16 protein-coding genes are annotated in these 16,908 nt (G+C 71.9%); 6 read left to right on the top strand and 10 right to left on the bottom strand.

The genetic code is table 11. From position 1 onward, the window contains the following. The 3 genes from ACFXG1_RS15915 to ACFXG1_RS15925 all read right to left on the bottom strand — a co-directional run bounded on the left by ACFXG1_RS15915 (window position 1) and on the right by ACFXG1_RS15925 (window position 4,419). Window positions 1–1,404, bottom strand: coding sequence for a serine-threonine protein kinase (locus ACFXG1_RS15915; RefSeq protein WP_384712148.1), 1,404 nt, complete (start codon window positions 1,402–1,404; stop codon window positions 1–3). Between the two features lie 109 nt (window positions 1,405–1,513). Continuing rightward, window positions 1,514–2,848 (bottom strand): erythromycin esterase family protein, encoded by a 1,335-nt coding sequence (locus tag ACFXG1_RS15920; RefSeq protein ID WP_384712151.1) that lies wholly within the window; start codon window positions 2,846–2,848, stop codon window positions 1,514–1,516. A 290-nt stretch (window positions 2,849–3,138) separates the two neighbouring features. Further along, entirely contained in the window at window positions 3,139–4,419 is a 1,281-nt protein-coding gene (locus ACFXG1_RS15925; protein WP_384712155.1) for an exo-beta-N-acetylmuramidase NamZ domain-containing protein, read from the bottom strand. Between the two features lie 168 nt (window positions 4,420–4,587). Here ACFXG1_RS15925 and ACFXG1_RS15930 point away from each other — a divergent pair, with 168 nt between their 5' ends. Genes ACFXG1_RS15930 through ACFXG1_RS15940 form a run of 3 tightly spaced genes read left to right on the top strand, consistent with a single transcriptional unit; the run spans window position 4,588 to window position 6,136 of the window. Beyond that, window positions 4,588–5,352, top strand: a complete 765-nt coding sequence (locus tag ACFXG1_RS15930) for an SDR family oxidoreductase (protein WP_384712157.1) — start codon at window positions 4,588–4,590, stop codon at window positions 5,350–5,352. Then, on the top strand, window positions 5,349–5,537 hold the full coding sequence (locus ACFXG1_RS15935; protein ID WP_384712160.1) for a hypothetical protein: 189 nt from the start codon (window positions 5,349–5,351) through the stop codon (window positions 5,535–5,537). The genes ACFXG1_RS15930 and ACFXG1_RS15935 overlap by 4 nt, the downstream gene beginning before the upstream one ends. Before the next feature lie 5 nt (window positions 5,538–5,542). Continuing rightward, on the top strand, window positions 5,543–6,136 hold the full coding sequence (locus ACFXG1_RS15940; protein ID WP_384712163.1) for a TetR/AcrR family transcriptional regulator: 594 nt from the start codon (window positions 5,543–5,545) through the stop codon (window positions 6,134–6,136). Window positions 6,137–6,183: 47 nt separating this feature from the next. Here the strand turns inward: ACFXG1_RS15940 and ACFXG1_RS15945 are convergent, their stop codons facing one another. The 5 genes from ACFXG1_RS15945 to ACFXG1_RS15965 form a co-directional block, all read right to left on the bottom strand. After that, window positions 6,184–7,398, bottom strand: a complete 1,215-nt coding sequence (locus ACFXG1_RS15945) for an acyl-CoA dehydrogenase family protein (RefSeq protein ID WP_384742956.1) — start codon at window positions 7,396–7,398, stop codon at window positions 6,184–6,186. A gap of 5 nt (window positions 7,399–7,403) precedes the next feature. Next, window positions 7,404–8,426, bottom strand: a complete 1,023-nt coding sequence (locus tag ACFXG1_RS15950) for a phosphotransferase family protein (RefSeq protein WP_384712173.1) — start codon at window positions 8,424–8,426, stop codon at window positions 7,404–7,406. A gap of 389 nt (window positions 8,427–8,815) precedes the next feature. After that, a complete protein-coding gene (locus tag ACFXG1_RS15955; RefSeq protein ID WP_384712176.1) occupies window positions 8,816–9,163 on the bottom strand; it encodes a DUF202 domain-containing protein in 348 nt (115 codons plus the stop codon). Continuing rightward, window positions 9,160–9,558 (bottom strand): YidH family protein, encoded by a 399-nt coding sequence (locus ACFXG1_RS15960; protein WP_384712179.1) that lies wholly within the window; start codon window positions 9,556–9,558, stop codon window positions 9,160–9,162. Before ACFXG1_RS15960 ends, ACFXG1_RS15955 begins: the two co-directional genes overlap by 4 nt. Window positions 9,559–9,642: 84 nt before the next feature. Further along, window positions 9,643–10,194: an NUDIX hydrolase gene (locus ACFXG1_RS15965; protein WP_384712182.1), complete on the bottom strand. Its 552-nt coding sequence runs from the start codon at window positions 10,192–10,194 to the stop codon at window positions 9,643–9,645. A gap of 134 nt (window positions 10,195–10,328) precedes the next feature. On the opposite strand from ACFXG1_RS15965, the gene ACFXG1_RS15970 reads away from it, so the two are divergent. Continuing rightward, entirely contained in the window at window positions 10,329–11,990 is a 1,662-nt protein-coding gene (locus tag ACFXG1_RS15970) for an FAD-binding dehydrogenase (protein WP_384742961.1), read from the top strand. 118 nt (window positions 11,991–12,108) lie between these two features. On the opposite strand, the gene ACFXG1_RS15975 is transcribed toward ACFXG1_RS15970, so the two are convergent. Together ACFXG1_RS15975 and ACFXG1_RS15980 are read right to left on the bottom strand one after the other, a co-directional pair. After that, a complete protein-coding gene (locus ACFXG1_RS15975) occupies window positions 12,109–13,503 on the bottom strand; it encodes a GntP family permease (RefSeq protein WP_384718790.1) in 1,395 nt (464 codons plus the stop codon). A 105-nt stretch (window positions 13,504–13,608) separates the two neighbouring features. Beyond that, window positions 13,609–14,142 (bottom strand): gluconokinase, encoded by a 534-nt coding sequence (locus ACFXG1_RS15980; protein WP_384718788.1) that lies wholly within the window; start codon window positions 14,140–14,142, stop codon window positions 13,609–13,611. A 146-nt stretch (window positions 14,143–14,288) separates the two neighbouring features. Between ACFXG1_RS15980 and ACFXG1_RS15985 the strand changes: the two genes are divergently transcribed. Beyond that, on the top strand, window positions 14,289–15,029 hold the full coding sequence (locus ACFXG1_RS15985; RefSeq protein ID WP_384742965.1) for a FadR/GntR family transcriptional regulator: 741 nt from the start codon (window positions 14,289–14,291) through the stop codon (window positions 15,027–15,029). Between the two features lie 378 nt (window positions 15,030–15,407). Beyond that, window positions 15,408–16,874: an amino acid permease gene (locus ACFXG1_RS15990; RefSeq protein ID WP_384742968.1), complete on the top strand. Its 1,467-nt coding sequence runs from the start codon at window positions 15,408–15,410 to the stop codon at window positions 16,872–16,874. Window positions 16,875–16,908: the final 34 nt, after the last annotated feature.

The raw sequence follows: 16,908 nt of genomic DNA on the forward strand, positions 1-16,908 counted from the left end.
TCAGTCGCCCAGGTCGCCCGCCGCCACGATCAGCCGGGCCAGCTCCTCGTGGCAGATGTCACCGTGCGCGCCCGACGGCGGAGCCCCGCGCCGGACCACCGACGAGACGTCGACGCTCACACACCCTTTCCTGGGCAGCGCCCCGGTGAGCGCCTCGTCGAGGGAGAGCCGGACCGCGGACGCGACTCCGTGGATCCCGCCGTGCCCGACGGCCCACCAGCGCCGGTCGCCGACGGCGTCCGGGCCGGGGGAGCGGTCGTCGTGCGCCGGGGCCGACGCCACCGGGTACAGCGCGCCCAGCGCGCCGTCGTACCGGGAGTGGCAGGCCACCACGGGCCCGTCGACCCGCTGCTCCATGGTGCGCAGCGCCCCCGACCTGCCGGGCGCGTGCGGCAGCCGGGAGGCGAACGCGTACTGCGAGAACGCGCCCTGGAGCAGCGTCACCGACTTCACCGTCCGCACCTCGTCGGGCAGCCCGCGCAGGGCGAACGCGACCAGTCTGGCGCCCTGCCCGTGGCCCACCAGATGGACCCGCAGCGCCGGGCGGCTCCGCGCCAGCTGGCCGAGGAGCGGGCCGAGCCCCAGCTCGCCGACGGCGCCCGCACGCCGCTTGAGCGCGTAGTAGGTGGTCTGGCGCAGCAGCTCACGCGCCCCGAGCCAGATCCGCGGCGAACCGCCGTACGGGTCGGGACCGCCGTACGGGTCAGCACCGCCGTACGGGTTGGGACCGCCGTACGGTTCCGGGCTGTACGGTCCCGGGCCGCGCGACCCCTCCGACGCCTCCCACCCCTCCGACCACGCCGGCGCGGGTGGTTCCGCCGTGCCCACCGCCTCCAGCGCCCCGGCGAACCTCCGGCACAGCGACAGCGGATCCTCGAAGAGCACGGCGGGCGGGCCCTGCTCGTCGCCGGGGAGGTCGTCGGTGAAGCAGCGGGACTCCAGACCGCCCGCCGGGGCCCGGGCGATCCGCCGCGCCAGCCGTCCGAACTCGCCGACGGCCGCCGCCGAGTCGGGCCGTACCGCGAGCAGCTCCGCGAGCCGTGCCACGGTCTCCTCGTGCCCGGGGAAGAGCGTGAGCAGCGCCCGGCGGGTCCCGGCGTCCAGACCGCCGCCCACGGGCCCGCCCGGCGGGGGCAGCAGACGGACCGGTGGTTCGTCCGGGAACGTCATCGACGGCCAGCCCACCCCCGCGTACCCCGGCCGCACCCCCCGGCCCACCAGCCCCGGAAAGGCGGCGAAGAACGCCGCGTACAGCTCGTACGCCGCCTTCGGTGACTGATTCCGGCCGTGGGCGAACATCACCAGGTCGGTGACCTCCATGTCCAGCAGCCGGTGCCGCTGCTCCGGGTCGACGTCGCCGTCCCGGTCGAAGCCGATGTCCTGATACGGTCCCACGCCGTCCATCCGCGCCACGACCGTCCCCCTCCCCCGTGGTGCCCCCGCCCCTCGCGCGGGACCCGTCAGCAGGATCCTGCGCAAGGGGCAGTTCGGCCACACCTCGGACGGGACGGGATCAGATCCGGTCGGCCGCCGTGATCCGGGGGAGATGTATCAGTACGTCGTACGTGGACCGCAAACGGACCGGGACGGGCGATTCGGGCCACGCGTTGCCGATGCTGCGGGTGGGGCGGGTGAGATCCAGCCAGCGGCGGGCGGCGGGATCCGCCGTACGCAGATCGAGGTAGTAGTTCCCCGCCATGACGCGTTCCAGCGTCTCCTCGTTGGAGCCGGGCTCCGGCGGCCCCACCTCGAAGCGGCGGAACGGTTCCGCCGGGTCGGCCAGATCCAGTGCGTTGAACGACCCCGCGCCGAAGGTGAAACCGGCCGCGACGTACGCGTCCCCGACCAGGTCCCGGATGAACGCGCCCTGCACCTTCGGATACAGATCCGGCCGCGGCGGTACGTATCCCACATGCTCGTTGTGCGCCGACAGCAGCACCTTGTGTCCGGTCCGCCGATGCCACCACACGGTGTTCTCGGCCATGATCAGGTCCCGGTACCGCATCATCCGCCGGGAATCCTCCGGGTCGTAGTAGTCGTGGGAGTACAACGTCCCCACCTGCGCGATGGCGCGGGCGTGCTGGAGCATCCAGCCCCGTTCCCCGGCCGGAGCCGATGCCCCGTCCCCGGCCTCGGCCGGCGCGGCCGTCAGCAGCTCCAGGGCCTGCCGTACGTCCTCCGCCAGCGCCCGCCGCTCCGCCGCCGGCCGGGCCATCCGCTCGGTGATCGTCTCGTCCACCGACCCCGTCGGCCGGGAGGCCGCGTACAGCTCCCGGATCCGGGGCAGCAGCGCCGGATGCCGGGCCGCGACGTAACGGGTGACCGTGTCGAACAGTTCGGGGCCCGCGTAGGCGCAGTCGTTGCCCACGAACCGCACCGGCTGGTCCGGATGCCGGATGTTGTACTGCCGCATCCAGCGGAACAGATCCAGGAACTCACGGGTGCGCCAGGAGAAGTAGCTGTGCTGGAACTCCTCGCGCATGATTCGCTCGATATCGCCCTCTCCGCGCACGACGTAGGAGTCGATCCGGAGACCGGTACTCCAGGGCGCCTCCAGTGCGAAGGCCCTGAAGCCGCGCCGCTCCACCAGGTGCTGGAAGACGCGGTTCTTCGTCCGGAAGAACTCACCGGAGTTGTGGGTGGCCTCGCCGACCCCGACGATCGCCGCGGAGCCGATCATCCGCTCCAGCGGGCGCAGATCGGCCAGCGGGCGGGCGGCCCGGCGCAGCGCGGGCAGGGGGTCGGCCGGAAGGCGCCGGAGTAAGGGGGCGGCCGAGGCGGGGGCGGCGCCCGTGCCCACCACGAGCGCCGTCGCGGACACCGCGCCCAGCAGGATCCGCCGGGACACACCGCGGGACGTATCGGCCGTCGAAGGACCGGCTGTCGAAGGACCGGCTGTCGAAGGACCGGCTGTCGAAGTATCGGTCGTCGTAGGACCGGTCGTCGTAGGACCGGTCGTCGTAGGACCGGTCGGGATGATCGTCATACGTCCCAGCCTGTCGCCCGCGATCTTGGCGGACCATCCGGCGGGCCCCCGGCCCCGGGGTGGGGATGTCCGCACTCCCCGGGTGGGGGTGCCCACAGTCCCGTGCCCGCCGACCCGGCACGATCGACGGGCCCGGGACAACGGGACACCGGTCAGTACCGCAGATACCGCCGTCGTACGGCACGGAACGCGGTCAGGCCCTCCTGCCACGCGCCCACGATCTCGTCCGTCCCCGCGCCCGCGTCCACCATCGTGCGGACCGTCGCCGAGCCGGTGAGGGTGTCGAGCCAGGTCGGGTTGGACCGCAGCCAGGCGAAGTCGCGCCAGCTCCGTCTCGCGGTGACCAGCAGCCCGATCCCGGTCCGCACGGGGTCGAAGGCGGCCCGGTCGTGGACGTGGAGCTGGACCCCGCCGACCGTCTTCCCCTGGTGTTTGCCGAACGTCGGGGCGAAGTACGCCTCCCGGAACCGGATCCCGGGCAGCCCGAGCGCGTTGGCCGCCTCCGCCCACCGCCCGTCGATGCCCGGGGCGCCCAGCAGTTCGAACGGGCGGGTGGTGCCCCGGCCCTCGGACAGCTCCGTGCCCTCGAAGAGGCAGGTCCCGCCATAGACGAGGGCCGTGTCGGGGGTGGGCATATTGGGGCTCGGCGGCACCCACGGCAGTCCGGTGGTGTCGAAGAAGTCGGAGCGCCGCCAGCCCGACATCCGTACCGTCGCCAGCTCCACCGGGCGGTCCTTCAGGAACTCCCCGTTGAACAGCCGGGCCAGTTCGGCGACGGTCATCCCGTGCGTCTGCGGGATCGGACGGCGGCCGACGAAGGACGAGTACCGCATGTCCAGCACCGGACCGAGCGCCGTCCGGCCCGTCATCGGATTGGGCCGGTCGAGCACGACGAATCGTTTCCCCGCGAGCGCCGCCGACTCCATGCAGTCGAACAGCGTCCAGATATAGGTGTAGAAGCGCGCGCCCACGTCCTGGATGTCGAAGACGACGGTGTCGACGCCCGACGCCGTGAAGACATCGGCGAGCGGCTGTCCCGATTTGCGGTACGTGTCGTAGACCGGCAGCCCGGTCGCCGGGTCGTCGTACCGCCCCTCCGAACCGCCCGCCTGCGCGGTGCCCCGGAAACCGTGCTCCGGGCCGAAGACGGCGACGAGGTCCACCCGGTCGTCGGCGTGCATCACATCGACCACATGGCGTACGTCGGAGGTCACCCCGGTCGGGTTGGTGACCACACCGACGCGCTCCCCGGCGAGCAGCGCGTAGCCGTCGGCCGCGAGCCGGTCGAAGCCGGTACGGACCCGGCCGCGCCGGTCGCGGTCCCGGTGGCCCGCACCGTCCCCCGCCTCGTCCGCCCGTGCCGCGGATCCGGCGGCGGCGAGCGCGCCCGCCGCGCCGCCCGCGCCCAGAAGTCCCCGTCGTGACAAGCTCATACGACTCCTCGGTGTCCAGACTCTCCGATGATCGGACTGTGCGTCCCGCACGCTAGTACGGTCCGCGCGGTCGCGGAACGACCTCGTCCGGGGATCCTCTTCCGTACCGGATACCAACCGCTTAGTCTGTGGCCCCGATCCGGTGGCAGGGATGGTGCGGAGGCTTCCATGGACGCAGTACGGGGCGCGGCGGTGGTCGTCACGGGCGCGGGTGGCGGTATCGGTGCCGCGCTGGCCCGCAGGTTCGCGGCGGAGGGCGCCCGGGTCGTCGTCAACGACGTCGACGCGGCGAAGGCCCGGACGGTGGCGGCGGAGATCGGCGGGATCGCCGTCCCCGGGGACGCCTCCGGGATCGTCCCGGCCGCCCGGGAGGCGCTCGGCGGCACGGTCGACGTCTACTGCGCCAACGCGGGAACGCCCGCGCCGGGTGACGCGTACGCCGGTGAGGACGTCTGGGCCACGGCCTGGGACGTCAATGTCATGGCCCATGTCCGGGCGGTACGGGAGCTGCTGCCGGCCTGGCTGGAGCGGGGTGAAGGACGCTTCGTCGCCACGGTCTCCGCCGCCGGACTGCTCTCCATGATCGGCGCGGCGCCCTACAGCGTCACCAAGCACGCCGCGTACGCCCACGCCGAATGGCTGTCGCTGACCTACCGCCACCGGGGCCTCAAGGTTCACGCGATCTGCCCGTCCGGGGTGCGTACGGACATGCTCACGGCGGCCGGGACCGCGGGTGAGCTGGTCCTCGCACCGGACGCGGTGGAGCCGGAGGCCGTCGCCGACGCCCTCTTCGAGGGGATCGCGGCGAGGCGCTTCCTGATCCTGCCCCATCCCGACGTGGCCCGTTTCTATCAGGGGCGGGCCGCCGAACCCGACCGCTGGCTGTCCGGGATGAACCGGATCCAGCGGAAGTGGGAGGGGGCCGGGGAGTGACCGCGGCCGCCCGCGCGACCTACTCGGACGGTCCTGCCGGGGACGGCCGCGGCGGCGGATGGGAGGATCCCGGGGTGGACGGCCCCGGATCCCGTACGGAAGCCGCCCCCGGACCGGACGACGCGTACGAACAGCACGAACAGCACGAGAAGCACGAACAGCGCGAAGAGGACGAAAGGCGGTAGGCGGCATGGCGAGGACGACCGGCGGCGACGACGCCCCCGTACCGCGGAAGCTGCTCTCGGCCGCCACCCGGCTCTTCGCGGAGCACGGCTACGACGGCACCTCCGTCCAGGAGATCGTCGAGGCGGCCGGCGTCACCAAGGGCGCCCTGTACCACTACTTCGGCTCGAAGGAGGACCTCCTCCAAGAGGTCTACGGGCGGATGCTCCGCCTTCAGCAGGAACGCCTCGACGCCTTCGCCGACGCGGACGAACCCGTGGAGGTCCGGCTGCGTGCCGCCGCCGCCGACGTGGTCGTCACGACGATCGAGAACCTTCAGGACGCGCATATCTTCTTCCGCTCCATGCACCATCTCTCGCCCGAGAGGAACAAGCAGGTACGGGCGGAACGCCGGCGCTACCACGAGCGGTTCCGGGCGCTGGTGGAGGAGGGACAGACGAGCGGCGTGTTCTCCGACGCGACCCCCGCGGACCTGGTGGTGGACTACCACTTCGGCTCGGTCCACCAGCTGTCGACCTGGTACCGCCCGACCGGTCCGCTGACGAAACAGCAGGTCGCGGACCATCTGGCGGATCTGCTGATGAGGGCGCTGCGTCCCTGACGCCGGGCACCGTACGGGCCCGCGCCCCTCACGCGCCTACCGTCCCGTCATCGGTACCGGGCCAGCTCGCGCCGGGCCAGTGACCGCTGATGGACCTCGTCCGGGCCGTCCGCCAGCCGCAGTGTCCGCGCCGCCGCCCACAGCTCGGCCAGGGGAGTGTCCTGCCCGACTCCGCCGCCCCCGTGCAGCTGGACGGCGCGGTCGACGATCTCCGCCACCGCGCGCGGTGTGGCGATCTTGATGGCCTGGATCTCCGTATGGGCGCCGCGGTTGCCGACGGTGTCCATCAGCCAGGCGGTCTTCAGGACCAGCAGCCGGAGCTGCTCGACCGTCACCCGGGCGTCGGCGATCCAGTTCCGTACCACCCCCCGGTCGGACAGCGGCCCGCCGAATGCGGTACGGGACACCGCGCGCTCGCACATCAGCGCGATCGCCCGCTCGGCCATCCCGATCAGCCGCATGCAGTGGTGGATCCGGCCGGGACCCAGCCGGGCCTGGGCGATCGCGAACCCGCCGCCCTCCTCGCCGACCACCTGCGAAACGGGCACCCGGACACCGTCGAAGACCACCTCGGCATGGCCGCCGTGGGCGTGGTCCTCGTATCCGTACACCGTCATGGCCCGGACGATCCGTACCCCGGGGGTGTCGCGCGGCACCAGCACCATGGACTGGCGGCGCCGGACGTCGGGGCCGTCCGGGTCGGTCATGCCCATCACGATGAAGACGGCGCACGCCGGGTTCATCGCGCCGGAGATGTACCACTTGCGGCCGTTGATCACATACTCGTCGCCGTCCCGCTCGATCCGGGTCCTGATGTTGGTCGCGTCGGACGAGGCGACCTCGGGCTCCGTCATCGCGAACGCCGACCGGATCTCGCCCGCGAGCAGGGGACGCAGCCAGCGCTCGCGCTGCTCCTCGGTCCCGAACTGGGCCAGTACCTCCATGTTCCCGGTGTCGGGCGCGGCGCAGTTGACGGCCGTGGGGCCCAGGTGCGGGCTGTGGCCGGTCAGCTCGGCGAGCGGCGCGTACTGGAGATTGGTGAGCCCGGCGCCGTACTCCGCGTCCGGGAGGAAGAGGTTCCACAGGCCCCGGCGGCGGGCCTCGGCCTTCAGCTCGTCGACCACCGGCGGGGTGTCCCACGGGGAGGCCGGCCGGGCCCGCTGCTCCGCCGCGACCGGCTCGGCGGGCAGGACGCGCTCCGTCATAAAGGCCCCGAGCCGGGTCCGCAGCTCCTCGGTGCGTTCGTCGAATGCGAAGTCCACGGGGGTCAGCCCTCCTGAAAGGTGGTCAGTCCCCGCTCGACGAGGACGGGGACGAGTTCACCGATCCGGTCGAAACCGGGTCCCACGGTCCGGCCGAGGGTGAAGCGGTAGTGGATGCCCTCCAGGATCACGGCCAGCTTGAACCAGGCGAAGGCGGTGTACCAGGAGATGGCGGAGGTGTCGCGGCCCGAGCGGGTGGCGTACCGCTCGACCAGCTCGCCGACCGGGGGATGGCCCGGCGCCGACGCGATATCGCCGATGGGGGCGTCGGGCACGTCCAGCGGTTGGCTGTAGACCGCGAGCAGCCCCAGATCGGTCAGCGGATCGCCCAGGGTGGACATCTCCCAGTCCAGGACGGCCGTGATCCGGTCGTCCGGTCCGACCAGGACGTTGTCGAGCCGGAAGTCGCCGTGGACGATCGCGGGCGCGGGGGAGCGGGGGAGGGCGCGGCCGAGCAGGGCGTGGAGTTCGTCGATCCCGTCGAGCGGTCGGCTGCGGGAGGCGGCGAGCTGCTTGCCCCAGCGGCGCACCTGCCGGTCGAGAAAGCCCTCGGGCCGGCCGAAGTCCCCGAGCCCGACGGCCTCGGGGGTCACGGCGTGCAGATCGACGAGGGTGTCCAGCAGTCCGAAGAGCGTGGCGCGGGTGCGGTCGGGGCCGAGGCCGGAGAGCTGCGCCGCGCGGCGGTACGGGGTCCCCTCCACGTACTCCATGACGTAGAACGGCGCCCCGGTCACGGTCTCGTCCGAGCACAGGAGCAACGGCCGGGGCACGGGGACGGGCGTCGGGTACAGGGCGCTGATGACCCGGTACTCGCGGCGCATGTCGTGCGCGGTGGCCAGGACATGACCGAGCGGAGGCCGCCGGACGACCCAGCGGCCCGTGCCGTCGGTGACGTCGTACGTCAGATTGGACCGCCCGCCCTCGATCAGCCGCGCCTCCAGCGGCCCGCTCACCAGCCCGGGCCGCTCACGCTCCAGCAGCTCGCGGAGCTTCCCGGGATCGAGACCCGGTGGGGGTGCGAAGCTCATGACGGTGCCACCTCCGGCTGCGACGGAACGGACCACCCGATAATGACCGACCAGTCGGTATGCAGTCCACCCCCGCGCCTTTTCGGATGGCGGCGCGAGCCCGGGTATCCGGGGGCGCGAGAATCCGCATACGACGCGCGCTCGACGCACGGGCTCAGATATCCAGGGGCGCGGGGAACTGCGCGACAAGCCACCTCCGGCCTGCGGCCGACGTGCGGGCTCAGATATCCAGGGGCGCGGGGAACTGCGCGACAAGCCACCTCCGGCCTGTGGCCGACGTGCGGGCTCAGGTATCCAGGGGCGCGGGGAACTGCGCGACAAGCCACGGACCGGCCGCGGTCGGCGACGGCGCCTCGGGGGCACCACGCACCCCAAAAAAAGAGAAGGCGTTACCGCAGAAGCGACCCCGCCGCCAGCGCGAGCGCCACGGCGCAGCCCGTCGCCAGCGCCGCCGTCCGTCCCGACAGCGCCACCGGTCGCGATGTGGCCCGCAGCGCCCGGGTGCGATGGTGCGCCACCCCCAGGAAGGCCACCCAGACCGCCACCCCCGCCCCCCACCCCGCGATGGCCGTCGTGTCCGTCGCCCCGCTCGCGACCTGACGCGTCGCCAGTACCGCCACCACGGTGAACGCCAGTGCCGTACGCCGCCACGCGAGCCGGGTCCGCTCCGGCTGGAGCCCGGGGTCACGCGCCCCCGCGTCCCGCGCCCCGGCCGTTCCGGGGCCCGGGCCCGTCACCGTCCGCCCTCCCACCCCATCAACACCACGACCACCATCACCACGGCGACCAGCGCCACCACCAGACTCAGCAGCGCGGGCAGCTTGGAGACCGGCAGATCCTCGCCCCGCCGCATCGCCCGTTCGCACCGGATCCAGTGGTTCACTGCCCGCAGCGCGCACAGCACCCCGGCTCCCAGCAGCCCGAGCGCCATCGATGCCCGGACCGCCCATGGCAGATCCGGCAGGAACTGGTCGACCGCGAACCCGCCCGCTATCAACGCGAGCGCCGTCCGCAACCAGGCCAGGAACGTCCGCTCATTGGCGAGTGAGAACCGGTAGTCGGGGGTCTGCCCCTCGTCCCGTACCCGCTCGGGCCTGAACCACAGCCGAAGGCTCCGTACCCTGTCCATCATCTTTCGGACGATACCCGCACCAAGATCACCCGGCTCCGTGGCGAGAATTACGCCCCCACAGTGTTGTATTCCGGCCATCGATCCTCATCCGGCGACATCGCTACCGCTATCACCGCCGATACCGCCACCCCCCCGAAGCCGCAGCCGCTCCCACGCCGCCAGCCCGTCCGGCGCCCACTCCCAGCTCGTCAGCCTGCGCTCCACCTCCTCATCCGGCAGAAAGTCCCACCAGGCGATCTCCTCCTCCTGAGGCCGGACCGGAAGGGTGCAACGAACCTGGTAGACCGCCGACCACCAGGAGCCGAGCCCGGTTCCGGAGTCGTACCGGAAGGTGAAAAGCGGCTCGGGCCGGGGTAGGCCCTCGACCCCCAGCTCCTCCTCCGCCTCGCGCAGCGCCGCGTCGTCGTACGTCTCGCCCGCGCCCACGACCCCGCCCACGAACATGTGGTACCGCGACGGGAAGACCCGCTTGTCCGCCGCCCTGCGGTGGACGAAGACCCGGTCCCGTCCGTCCCGGACCAGGACGAAGGCGACGCGATGGAACAGCCCGCGCGCGTACGCCTCCCCCCGGGTCGCCCGGCCGGTCACCCGGTCGGCGTCGTCCACGATGTCGACCAGCTCCTGTTCGGTACCCATACGCCCATTTCACCAGGGGTCCCCGCCGTGCCCACCGCCCGCGCCCGGCCTGTTGACTTGCCGTCGGCCGGTACCGAAGATCGGAGCCGCGACCGCACCGGGAATCGCGCCGGGCGGGCAGGAGACGGGGAGACATGGCGTACGACGCGGATGTGATCGTGATCGGGGCCGGTCTCGCCGGTCTGGTGGCCACCGCCGAACTCGTCGCCGCCGGACGGACGGTCATCGTCCTCGACCAGGAACCCGAGCAGTCGATCGGCGGCCAGGCGCACTGGTCCTTCGGCGGCCTCTTCCTCGTCGACTCGCCCGAACAGCGCAGGCTGCGGATCCACGACAGCCAGGAACTCGCCTACCAGGACTGGCTCGGCACCGCCGGTTTCGACCGGGAGGACGAGGACCGGTGGCCGCGGCGATGGGCCGCCGCCTATGTCGACTTCGCCGCCGGGGAGAAGCGGTCCTGGCTGCGCGAGCACGGCGTGCGGTTCTTCCCCGTGGTCGGCTGGGCCGAACGCGGCGGCTACACGGCCACCGGCCACGGCAACTCGGTGCCCCGGTTCCATATCGTCTGGGGCACCGGGCCCGGCCTGACCGCCCCCTTCGAGCGGCGGGTCATGGAGGGCGTCGAGCAGGGGCTCGTACGGCTCTGCTTCCGGCACCGCGTCACCGGCCTCGGCACCACCGACGGCGTGCTCGACACCGTCAGCGGCGAGGTGCTGGAGCCCTCGGCCGCCGAACGCGGCACCGCGAGCAGCCGGGAGGTCGCCGGGGCGTTCGAACTCCGGGCCCAGGCCGTCGTCGTCGCCTCCGGCGGCATCGGCGGCAACCACGACCTGGTCCGCGCCCAGTGGCCGGGACGCCTCGGGGCACCGCCGCGAACCATGCTCTCCGGAGTCCCGGCCCATGTCGACGGGCTGATGCTGGGCATCGCCGAGCGCGCCGGGGCGAGCCATGTGAACCGGGACCGGATGTGGCACTACACCGAGGGCGTCGAGAACTGGAACCCGGTCTGGGCCCGGCACGGCATCCGGATCCTGCCCGGCCCCTCGTCGCTCTGGCTCGACGCGCGCGGACGCCGGCTCCCCGTACCCCTCTTCCCCGGCTTCGACACCCTCGGCACGCTGGAACACATCGTGGCCTCGGGGTACGACCACACCTGGTTCGTCCTCGACCAGAAGATCATCGGGAAGGAGTTCGCGCTCTCCGGCTCCGAGCAGAACCCGGATCTGACCGGCCGGTCGGTGCGCGGAGTGCTCCAGCGAGCCCGGGCGGACGTCCCGGGACCGGTCCGGGCGTTCATGGAGCACGGCCCGGACTTCGTGGTGGAGAAGGATCTGGGGGCGCTGGTGCGCGGGATGAACGCGCTCACCGGCGACACCCTGATCGACGAGACGGCGCTGCGCCGCGAGATCGTCGCCCGGGACCGGGAGATCCGCCATCCGTTCACCAAGGACCTCCAGGTGACGGCGGTCCGCGGGGCCCGGAAGTACCTCGGCGACCGGCTGATCCGTACGGCCGCGCCGCACCGGATCCTCGACCCGTCGGCCGGTCCGCTGATCGCGGTACGGCTGCGGGTGCTGACCCGCAAGTCGCTGGGGGGTCTGGAGACGGATCTGTCGTCGCGGGTCCTGGGCTCCGACGGGGAGCCGCTGGCCGGACTGTACGCGGCGGGGGAGGCAGCCGGGTTCGGCGGCGGCGGGGTGCACGGCTACCGCTCCTTGGAGGGCACCTTCCTCGGCGGCTGCCTGTTCTCGGGGCGCGCGGCCGGGCGCGCGGCGGCGGAGGCGGTCCGCGGGTAGCGCCCCCGTACAACGGGCATCGCCTCCGTACGGGAACGTCCCGCGGCGGGGCGGACCCACCACGGGACGTTAGTCGTCGCGTCGTACGACACGGTCCGGCCGGCTGCCGGATACCGGGCTACAACACCAGCGACAGCAGCAGGACGCAGACGATACCGACGACCGAGATGATCGTCTCCATCACCGACCAGGTCTTGAGCGTCTGGCCGACATCCATGCCGAAGTACTCCTTCACCAGCCAGAAGCCGGCGTCGTTGACATGGCTGAAGAAGAGCGAGCCGGCGCCGATCGCCAGCACCAGCAGCGCCGAATCGGTGGTCGACATGCCGACCGCCAGCGGGGCCACCAGACCGGCGGCGGAGATCGTCGCCACGGTCGCCGAACCGGTCGCCAGCCGGATCGCCACCGCGATCAGCCAGGCCAGCAGCAGCGTCGGGATCGACCAGTTCTCGGAGAAGTCCAGGATCATCTGGCCCACACCGACGTCGATGAGGGTCTGCTTGAAACCGCCGCCCGCGCCGACGATCATCAGCACGCCCGCGATCGGGGCGAGCGACTTCTCGACGGTGGAGGAGATCCGGTCCTTGGTGAAGCCCGCCGCGCGGCCCAGCGTGAAGAGGCCCACGAGCACCGCGGCCAGCAGCGCGATCAGCGGCGAACCGATGACGTCCGTGACCTTCTGGACCGGGTTCTCCGGGTCGTCGATCACGATCTCGACCAGGGCGTTCGACAGCATCAGCACCACGGGCAGCAGCACCGTGAAGACGGTCGCGCCGAAGCCGGGCCGCTTGTCGAGGTCCTCGGAAGGACGGGCCGGGATCATGTTCTCCGGCGTCGGAATGTCCACCCAGCGCGCCGCGTACTTCGCGAAGACCGGACCGGCGATGATCACGGTCGGGATGGAGACCAGCACACCGAGGCCGAGCGTGACGCCCAGATTGGCGTCGAGGGCGTCGATCGCGACCAGCGGGCCGGGGTGCGGCGGGATCAGTCCGTGCATCACGGAGAGACCGGCGAGCGCCGGGATACCGATCCGCATCAGGGAGTAGTTGCCGCGCTTGGCCACCATCAGCACGACCGGGATCAGCAGCACGATGCCGACCTCGAAGAAGAGCGGCAGACCGATCACCGAGGCGATCAGCACCATCGCCCACGGCATGGTCGAGCCCTTGGCCCGGGCGAGGATGGTGTCGACTATCTGGTCACCGCCGCCGGAGTCGGCGAGCAGCTTGCCCAGGATGGCGCCGAGCGCGATGAGCACACCGACGCCCGCGACGGTGGAGCCGAGCCCCTTCGAGAAGGACTCGATGGCCTTGCCGAGCGGCGCCCCGGCGAAGGCGCCCAGCGCCAGCGACCCGATGGTCAGCGCCAGGAAGGCGTGCATTTTGTACTTGGTGATGAGCAGCACGATGACGGCGATGCCCGCCAGTACGGCGATACCGAGCTGGGCGTTACCGGCCGAGGTGATCGGCTCCAGGTCCGCTGCCAGCGTCTCGACGCTGAGACTGGTCACGGTGGTTCCTTACGGGAAACGAGGGTGTCGGGGACGAGGTGTGGGGGGTCCGGGGTTCCGGCGCGGCCGGGACCGGGCCCGGAGGCGTACCGGAAGGGCGGCGCCTCAGCCGGCGGGGGACCGGGCCACGAGCGCGGCCAGCGCCCGGGTGGTGATCTCCTCCGGGGAGCCGGAGACATCGACGGCGACGCCCGCCTCGTCCGGCTCCAGCGGCTCCAGCGCGGCGAACTGCGAGTCCAGCAGCGCCGTGGGCATGAAGTGCCCGCGCCGTGCCGTCATCCGGCGCTCGATGAGCGCCCGGTCGCCACTGAGGTGCAGAAAGACGGCGTCGGGCGCGGCGGCCCTGAGCCGGTCCCGGTAGGACCGCTTCAGGGCGGAGCTGGACACCACACCGCCGGCTCCGGCCCGGCCCCGCGCCCACGCGCCGATGGCGTCGAGCCAGGGCAGGCGGTCGCCGTCGTCGAGCGGGGTCCCGGCGGACATCTTCGCGATGTTCGCCGGCGGGTGGAAGTCGTCGCCCTCGGCGTACGGAACGCCCAGGGCGGCCGCGAGCAGGGGACCCACGGTGGTCTTCCCGGTCCCTGCCACGCCCATCACCACGACGACCTGGGGGGTGCGCGGGGTGCGCGAGGTGCTCATGTACGTATGCCTCACTTCTGACGTCGACTCCGGTGTCGACATCGGTCCGTCGCGCTACTGAAACCTATTAGGTACGACTTATTCAAGACGCCGAGACTCAAACGTCATACTTTTCGGGTGTGATCCTCGCCCCTTAGGCTTGCCTCATGACCACCGCGGGCCTTGGCCTCCATACACACGTGCTGGACACCCTTGGCCTCGCCATCACCGCGGGCGAGTATCCGCACGGCAGTGTGCTGCGGACCGACGAGATCGCCCAGGGCTTCGACGTCTCGCGCACCGTCGTCCGCGAAGTCGTCCGGGTCCTCGAATCGATGCGCCTGGTCGAGTCGCGGCGCCGGGTCGGTGTGACCGTGCGCCCCATCGAGGAGTGGAACGTCTACGACCCGAGAGTCATCCGCTGGCGGCTCGCGGGCACCGACCGGCCCCGTCAGCTCCGCTCCCTCACCGTGCTGCGCTCCGCGATCGAACCGGTCGCCGCCGGACTCGCCGCCCTCAACGCCACCCCCGAGCAGTGCGCCGAGCTGACCGGCTGCGCCCTCGGCATGGTGGAGACCTCGCGCGGCCAGCAGCTGGAGGCGTACCTCCGGCACGACATCGCCTTCCACCGGATCGTGCTGACCGCGTCGGGCAACGAGATGTTCGCCAGGCTCGGCGACGTGGTGGGCGCGATCCTCACCGGGCGCACCCATCACCAGGTCATGTTCGACGACCCCGATCCGGCGGCGGTCACCCTCCATGTACAGGTCGCGGAGGCCGTCAGGGAAGGGGACGCGGAGCGCGCCGAGCGGATCACCCGGGAGATCGCGGTCGGGGCGCTGGCGGAGCTGGACGTCCTCGCCCCGGACCGGGCCGAAGCCGGTCCCGCCGCCCCGCACCCGGCCTGACGGACGGCTCCCCCCGGCTGGTCCGCCGCCCCGCGCCCGGCCTGACGGACGGCTCCCCCCGGCTGGTCCGCCGCCCCGCGCCCGGCTCCCCCCGGCCGGCCCGCCGAGCCGCTCCCGGCCGTTTCTCCCGGATGGAAGTGAGAGGCTCCCCTCCGGTTCATGATTTACTGCCACCTTGGTTTACATGTCGGCAACCTCAGAATCACCTCAGATCTCTTTCCGGGTGACCTGGAACACTGCCAACATCACAGGACCGCCCGATGATGCGTCGTCGGTCGCGTTCCGGCTGCCCCGGTGTGGCGACCCCGCCGCAGGGTGCCGGGGCCCGGCGCGCACCCATCACCCCCCACGCACCCTCACGAAGGCGACCATTCCTCCATGAGTGACCGCATCACCGCGCCCGAAAGTTCGGTCGCCGGGGCTCCCGGAACCGCCCCGACCACCCCTCCTGTGGACGCCGGTGACGCCGGTTACAGCAAGGACCTGAAGTCCCGCCATATCAATATGATCGCCATCGGCGGCGCGATCGGCACGGGACTCTTCCTCGGCGCCGGCGGACGCCTCGCGGACGCCGGTCCCTCCCTCGCCTTCGCCTACGCGCTCTGCGGCCTCTTCGCCTTCTTCGTGGTGCGGGCCCTCGGCGAGCTGGTGCTCTACCGCCCCTCCTCCGGCGCCTTCGTCTCCTACGCCCGTGAGTTCATGGGCGAGAAGGGCGCCTTCACGGCCGGGTGGCTGTACTTCCTGAACTGGTCCACCACCACCGTGGCCGACATCACCGCCGCCGCCGTCTTCGCCCACTACTGGTCGCTGTTCAGCGATATCCCCCAGTGGGTCCTGGCGCTGATCGCCCTCGCCGGTGTCCTCGCGGTGAACCTGGTCTCGGTGAAGTACTTCGGCGAGATGGAGTTCTGGTTCGCGATCGTCAAGGTCGCCGCCCTGGTCGCCTTCATGCTCATCGGCATCTTTCTGCTGATCGCCCAGCAGGACGTCGGCGGCCACAACCCGGGCCTCTCGACCATCACGGAGAACGGCGGCGCCTTCCCGCTCGGCCTGCTGCCCATGCTGGTCGTCATCCAGGGCGTCGTCTTCGCCTACGCCTCCGTCGAGCTGTGCGGTGTCGCGGCCGGTGAGACCGAGAACCCCGAGAAGGTCATGCCCCGCGCGATCAACTCGATCATGTGGCGGGTCGGTATCTTCTACGTCGGCTCCGTGGTGCTGCTGGCCCTGCTGCTCCCGTACACCGCCTACTCGGCGGACCAGAGCCCCTTCGTCACGGTCATGGACAAGATCGGCATTCCCGGTGCGGCCGGGGTGATGAACCTCGTGGTGCTCACCGCCGCCCTCTCCAGCCTCAACGCCGGTCTCTACTCCACCGCCCGCATCCTGCGCTCCATGGCGATGGCGGGCTCCGCGCCCCGCTTCACCGCCCGGATGAACAAGGGCCAGGTGCCGTACGGCGGCGTCCTGCTGACCGCCTCCTTCGGCGTCGCGGGCGTCGGCCTGAACTTCGTCGTCCCCGGTCAGGCGTTCGAGATCGTGCTCAACCTGGCCTCCATCGGCATCCTCGGCACCTGGGGCATGATCATGCTCTGCTCCCTGCTCTTCTGGCACCGCGCCAAGGACGGCCGGGTCACCCGCCCCGCTTACCGGCTGCCGTGGGCCCCGTACACCCAGATCGCCACCCTGGTCTTCCTCGTCTGCGTGGTCGTCCTGATGTGGTGGGGCGGCGGAGTCGGCCGGACCACGGTCAATCTGCTGCCGCTGATCGCCGCCGCCCTGGTCGGCGGCTGGTTCGCGGTCCGGCGCCGGGTGACCGCGATCGCGGCGGGTCGCGAGACGCTCTGACGTTCTTCTCGGCGCGTACGGCGCGGGGCCCGGG

This window comes from Streptomyces sp. NPDC059248 (assembly GCF_042753905.1).
GTDB lineage: Bacteria > Actinomycetota > Actinomycetes > Streptomycetales > Streptomycetaceae > Streptomyces.